At 69.0% G+C, this 6,048-nt stretch carries 5 protein-coding genes and 1 pseudogene; 3 read left to right on the top strand and 3 right to left on the bottom strand.

All coding sequences use genetic code 11. The features are described 5' to 3' along the window. The first annotated feature begins 12 nt into the window (after nt 1–12). Nucleotides 13–984, top strand: a complete 972-nt coding sequence (locus ACFV0T_RS40045) for an ATP-dependent DNA ligase (protein ID WP_385790148.1) — start codon at nt 13–15, stop codon at nt 982–984. 1,019 nt (nt 985–2,003) lie between these two features. Here ACFV0T_RS40045 and ACFV0T_RS40050 read toward each other — a convergent pair. Continuing rightward, complete coding sequence (locus ACFV0T_RS40050; RefSeq protein ID WP_385790149.1) at nt 2,004–2,585, bottom strand: hypothetical protein; 582 nt, start codon at nt 2,583–2,585, stop codon at nt 2,004–2,006. A gap of 501 nt (nt 2,586–3,086) precedes the next feature. Continuing rightward, nucleotides 3,087–3,887, bottom strand: a complete 801-nt coding sequence (locus ACFV0T_RS40055; protein ID WP_385790151.1) for a hemolysin III family protein — start codon at nt 3,885–3,887, stop codon at nt 3,087–3,089. Between the two features lie 413 nt (nt 3,888–4,300). On the opposite strand from ACFV0T_RS40055, the pseudogene ACFV0T_RS40060 reads away from it, so the two are divergent. Beyond that, a pseudogene (locus tag ACFV0T_RS40060) lies at nt 4,301–4,507 on the top strand (IS630 family transposase); the annotation flags it as partial. Between the two features lie 21 nt (nt 4,508–4,528). Here ACFV0T_RS40060 and ACFV0T_RS40065 read toward each other — a convergent pair. Continuing rightward, nucleotides 4,529–4,996, bottom strand: coding sequence for a GNAT family N-acetyltransferase (locus ACFV0T_RS40065; protein ID WP_385790157.1), 468 nt, complete (start codon nt 4,994–4,996; stop codon nt 4,529–4,531). A gap of 802 nt (nt 4,997–5,798) precedes the next feature. On the opposite strand from ACFV0T_RS40065, the gene ACFV0T_RS40070 reads away from it, so the two are divergent. Then, on the top strand, nt 5,799–6,014 hold the full coding sequence (locus ACFV0T_RS40070) for a DUF6243 family protein (RefSeq protein ID WP_385790153.1): 216 nt from the start codon (nt 5,799–5,801) through the stop codon (nt 6,012–6,014). Nucleotides 6,015–6,048 lie beyond the last annotated feature (34 nt).

Genomic DNA, 6,048 nt, shown 5'->3' on the forward strand with positions numbered 1-6,048 from the left:
AAGGCATGAGGCGTGACATGGACGCTGCCCGAACCGATGCTGACCACTCCCACCCCCGAACCGACGCTCAAGCCGGGCTGGGCCGCGGAGCCGAAGTGGGACGGCTACCGGGCCCTGCTCCGCATCGACGCCGGGCGGGTGATGCTGCGCTCCCGGCGCGGCACCGAGATGACACCGGCGTTCCCGGAGATCGTGGAAGGCGCCGCCCAACTGCCCGACAAGAGCGCACTCGACGGTGAACTCGTCGTCTGGGAACACGGCCGCCTCGCCTTCGAACGCCTCCAGGGCCGGCTGCAACGCCGCAAGACCGGCGTGGCCCGGACCGCGGGCGAAGGGCCGGCGCACTTCGTCGCCTTCGACCTCTTGCGCCTGTCCGGCACGGACACGACCGGCTGGCCCTACCGCAGGCGGCGGGCCGCACTGGAATCCCTGTTCACCGCCCGCGAGCTGACTGCGCCGTGGGCGCTGTGTCCGTCGACCACCGACCAGGACCTCGTGGGCGAGTGGCTCACCTGGACCGCCGTCGGCATGGAAGGCATCGTCTTCAAACGGCTCGACGGGATCTACCAGCCGTCACGGCGCGGCTGGCTGAAATACAAGGTCCGCGAGACAACCGAAGCAATCGTCGCCGCCATCACCGGGACGCCGGCAGCGCCCCGCACGCTGCTGCTCGGCAGGTACGACCAGGACGGCCAACTCCAGTACACCGGACGCACCACCACCCTTCCCCAGGCAACCAGCCGCACCCTCGCCGACCTCTTCACCCCAGCCCCACACAGCCACCCGTGGACGGGCTGGACGTTCACCGCAGGCTGGGGCACCGGGGAAACGCCGGACATCACGCTGGTCCAGCCCGAACTCGTCGTGGAAGTCGAGGTCGACGTCGCCCGCGACGCTTCCGGCCGGTGGCGCCACCCCGTACGTCTGCACCGCCCCCGCACTGATCTTCAGCCCGCCGACGTCCCGACCAGTGCGACGCCGTAGATGTGTGCATGCCCGGGCCCCGTCCTGCTGCGCTCCCGGCGCAGCACCAAGAACACCCTCGTTCCCGCAGATCGTCGCCGGCGCCGCGGACGAACGACCGGGCCGCCTTCGACCTGCACCGCTTGTTCCGCATCGACCAAGACCAGCCGATGGCGCATGGCGCCACTCCATGCGATGCGGGTCCGGGACGCCTTCAGTCAACCCGCGGCACCGTTCTCCCCATGCCGGTCGCGTCATCGACCTCTGGGAAGCTGAGCATCGCCCGTTGTGAGCAGTCCGCGGGCGCAGAGTTCGTCGACGACGCGAAACAGGAGGCCGTCGCGGTCGAGGGCAGAAACCCACGAGGTACCGACATCCGGTCTGTGGGCCAGGCTGTGAGAGCTGCACGGCCGAGGACAGTGCCGGGCCTCCGGTGCTCGAGGTTGTGGCTGCATCACTGCGCTATCGGCATGGAGTGACCTCTCCTTGAGCCGGCAACCGAGTGGGCCGAGGCGTGTCGCCCGTTGAGTTGCAAGTCAGCGTTGACGGGTGACGACTTGTAGGTGGGCTCGGCCACCTGTCCGGTTGTGCCTCTGTCCCGAGCCGGCTGACCGACCGCCGCGGCACCCGTGGACGGGCTGGAGGTTCTCCGCCGGGTGGGGCACAGGAGGGGCACTGGGGCACGCTTGTCGAGCCCGAACTGGTCGTGGCAGTCGAGGCGGACATCGCCCGCGACCTCTCCGGACGACGGCGCCACCCTGTCCGTCTGCCCGAAAGCGTCGATGGCGGTGCACGCCTCGCCCTTCCCGCCACGGAGGACCCCGCCGTCGAGGCGGCCCGACTGCTCGCCCTGACAGCGCGCGGGGCCCGCAGAGGGGAGGAAGGGAGAGCTTCGGCGGTGCGATGCTGCCGGCCAGCTCGGGCCCGTCGCGCATGCGGTGCGGAACACCGCGTTCGACATGGCCTCCTCCCATGGTGGAGACGGCGGGGGCTCGATTCTGAGTTGATCAACTGGCCCGCACCCGCCGCGAGCAGATCGCTCAGGAGTGCTGCGGGATGAAGGGGGTAGCGGCGGAGTAAGCCCGCGCCCACATGCCGCGCAGCTGCTCCTCGGGACGCTGCTGCTCACCGTGCAGGGCGTTGAGCACCACCAGGCATCCGGTCAGGGCCGGCACCGCCCACTGCACGCAGGCCAGGTGCCGCTGGGCTGTGTCGATGTCGATGGGATGCCGGGCAGCCTTTTCGGCGTCCTGCGGGTCGGAGGAAGAGGCCAGCTCGACCTTCTTGCCCAGGACACGGGCGTAGGCAGTGGCGGCCAGGGCCGCAACCGTAACGACGGTCTTGGTCGTGGTGGAGGCCGCCACGCCTCTCTGGGCGGCGACCCGGTGAGCGTTCACCGCAAGGAGTCCGCCGCCGCCGAACAGGTGCGCGCCGATGGCCGCGGCGTTGACCGGCGTCCACTTCGCCCACCCCGACGAGGCGATTTGTGCGCTGGCCTCGGCCGTCTCGCTTTGATCTTTTGCTGCCCCGTTGAGACCGACCGCACCCATGAGAGAGCCACCGAACCAGGCTGCCAGACCCACATCGTGCAGGCTGCGGATGAGGGTATTGCGATCGGACATGGCAGTGCTCCTTGTAACACGGGACGGGTGCCGACGGAACCGTCGGGCACCACCTCACCCTCGCCGGAGGCTGGCCCCGCCGCCATCATGACTAACCCGGACGGATGCAAGTCCCCGGAGGGAGACACCAGGGCAGTCCGGTTGCGAAACCCGGCTGCTACCGAGACCGAAGTCCTCCGGATCACGTCACAATCTCGGGCAGCATGGGCACGGCCTGAACGGCTGGTTCCAGTCCCAGGACGTGCTTCTCGGCCACTTTCACGACACGTGGCCGACGGCGCTATCGCGCCGGACAGCCCCCATGCCTTGCAGTCATTGCGGTTGCCCGGAACATACGCCCAGGATCATCGCCCGGGAGTGGTCCGCCCTGTCCCGACGGGGCGGAGGCGTTGGTCAGGAGGGCGCCGGTGTTGGCGTCCCGCTCAAAGCGGCCTACGCCGTGGCAGTCCACGCACATGACGGTCGCGTCGTCCTGCAGGCTTCGGTATGCCCCGCACGCAGTCATGTGGCTGCCAGGAGGATGGCGGCGTAGTGCGCGGTGAAGGCGCCGATAGTCAGGGCATGGAAGACCTCATGGAAGCCGAACCACGCCGGTGACGGGTCGGGGCACTTGAGTCCGTAGACGACGGCGCCCGCGGTGTAGAGCAGCCCGCCGGCGATCAGGAGTACGACGACCGCGGGGCCGCCGGTGTGCGCGAAGTCGGGCAGGTCGAAGACGGCCACCCAGCCCAGGGCGATGTAGCAGGGGGTGTACAGCCAGCGGGGAGCCCCGATCCACAGGATGCGGAAGGCGATGCCCACCAGGGCGCCTGCCCACACCAGGGCCAACAGCACCCGCTTCCGGTCTTCAGGGAGCAGCAGTACCGCCAGCGGGGTGCAAGTGCCGGCGATGACCAGGAAGATGTTCGCGTGGTCCAGCCGCCGCAGGACCGCCTCCCCGCGCGCACCCCACGTACCGCGGTGATAGACAGCGCTGGTGCCGAACAGCAGGCAGGCGGACAACGCATACACCGAGCAGGCCGCCGCTGCCGCAGCCGAGCGCGAAACGGCGATCAGGACGATCCCGCCGACGAGCGCGAGGGGGAACACGTCGGCGTGCAGCCAGCCGCGCATCCTCGGCTTCAGCGCAGCAGCCGCGCGCTCCTCCCCGCCATGCGGACCGTCGGCTGCCTGATCTGCAGTGAGCCCGCCGGTTGCGCCGGAGGGCGCATCAACCACCTTGGTGCGCAGGGCGTTGGGCGTGGTGCCGGGACCGGGCTCCCGTCCATGTGCCGACGGAGGCTGAGTATCTTCGGCCATCATCCGCTCATATTTTGGAATCGGTGGAAGCGTCCGGTCCGCCGCGGCGTCACGGACTGGCGGGGGTCAGGCGCCGGCCCTGTAGCCGGACGTGGTACGGCGGTATTCGACGTTGCTGGTGTTGGGCCTCTTCATGCTGATCTTCGAGGATGATGCTGCGGCAGGCCACGATGGGATCGATCCGGGGGTTGAAGCAGCACGCGTCACGCCCCTACACAACGCCCGGCAGACGGGTTGGTTCATGAGGCGCGCCGGTAGGCGGCTGAGCTGATGTCGCCAGGGCGGCACTGGTTCCGGACGGCCGCATCCGTGACCAGTCGCGCCTCACGCACGTCATCCAGACTCATCTGCCGAGCGACGTGGCCAGCCTCGACCAGGTCCTCCCCCTTCAGGACCAGGCGGTCGGCCGGCCGCGCCCTCTGCGGCAGTTCACGATCGCCAACTCCAACCACCGCAACCACAGCGTGCAGACCCGGGCCCTGCACGCCTTCCTGCGCTGGCGTAACGCCAACGCCCGCCACCCCGACGTCCTCGCGGCGCAGCGTCGCGAACGCGTCCGCATCCGCATCCGCAGTGAGAAGGGCATCCGCCGGGGCGGACGCTCGCTTTCCGCCGTGGCCTGACAGGCGATCGAGCCGAGAGTGTCAGGCCCTCAAACCGCGCGCGATTCGGTACAGCACGTTCGGACGCAGTGGCCCTTCGGGCGCGGTGGGGTCGTCGAAATCGTCAGCCGGGTCTCGGGTCGTGCCGATCCGGCGCATCACTGCTCGGGAACGGAGGTTGGTAGCAGTCGTCACTGCAAGGATCTCGGGGAGTTCAAGCTTTTCGAAGCCGAAGGCCAGGCCAGCCAGGGCCGCCTCGGTGGCGTAACCCTGGCCCCAGGCCGAGCGAACGAGCCTCCAACCGATCTCCACCCCCGTGAACGGCATGCCATCATCCACCTGGTCCAAGCCCGCGAAGCCGATGAACTCGCCCGTGGCCTGCAATTGAACTGCCCACCATCCGTAGCCTCGCTGGTCGAACTCGGCCTGGAACTGCGCCACGGAGGCATCGCTCTGTTCACGGGTGAGCAGGTCACCCAAGTGCTCCCGGACATCGGGATCAGCATTCATCGCCGCCCACGGTTCAAGGTCGGAGTCTTGCACACGACCAGGACGGCCAACTCCAGTACACCGGAAGCACCACCACACTCCCCCAAGCAACCAGCCGCACCCTCGCCGAACTCCGCACCCCAGCCCGCCGCAGCCACCCGTGGACGGGCTGACGTTCGCCGCTGGCTGGGGCACCTGGGAGACGCTGGACGTCACGCTGCTCCAGCCCGAACTCGTCGTGGAAATCGAGGTCGATGCCGCACGCGACACTGCCGGCCGCTGGCGGCATCCCCGTACGCCTGCACCGCCCCCGCACGGATCTCCAGCCCGGTGACGTTCCACGTCTGCCGACACCGCCTCCGTACTGAGAACGCGCATGCCGTCGCGTAAGAAGCGTGGGGCCCGGCCACCCGCTTCGTCAGCGCCCGCAACTGAAAGGTTGTCCCGTAACGGCGGGGCGCAAGTGAGATGATCTCTCATGCCGTCCGTGTGCTCGCGACCACTGACAACGCCCGCGGCCGCCCAGTAACGCCCATGTGGACCTGCCCGGGCGGGCGACGCCCACCGGCGGGTGCTGGCGGTGCTGAGATTCCCGGGAAGGAAACGGCTGACCCCGAGCGCTCGCCGAAGGCCCGGTCGACGCCGGGACGGCGAAAGGTTGGTATGCGGGGCCGACGGAAGCGGGTAACGTCTTTGTCATGTTCTTCCAGACGCCGATTTACGAGTGAGAGCGTGATGGGCCCCTGCTGACGTCCCTCGACGTCGCCGCCCGTCACCCACCGATGAATCAGTAGATCACTTCAAATCATTACCGGGAGAACCCGTGACCGTGAGCAAGAACATCAACAACCCCGTGGGCATGGGCGGCGGCCAGCGCAAGAAGCTGTCCCGCGCCGAACGACAGAACAACGGTCCGCACCGCAACCGCGACCGCCAGGCCGCAGCCGACCAGAAGGCGGAGCTGGTGCGCAAGATGCGCGAGAAGGCAGGCGCAGCCGAGGGCGCCGGGCAGGCGGGCGACGACACCGCGCAGAGCTGACGCACCGCCGCCGTAGGGCGGCACCGCATGGGGC

The sequence above is a fragment of the Streptomyces sp. NPDC059582 genome (assembly GCF_042735715.1).
In the GTDB taxonomy this organism is placed as follows: domain Bacteria; phylum Actinomycetota; class Actinomycetes; order Streptomycetales; family Streptomycetaceae; genus Streptomyces.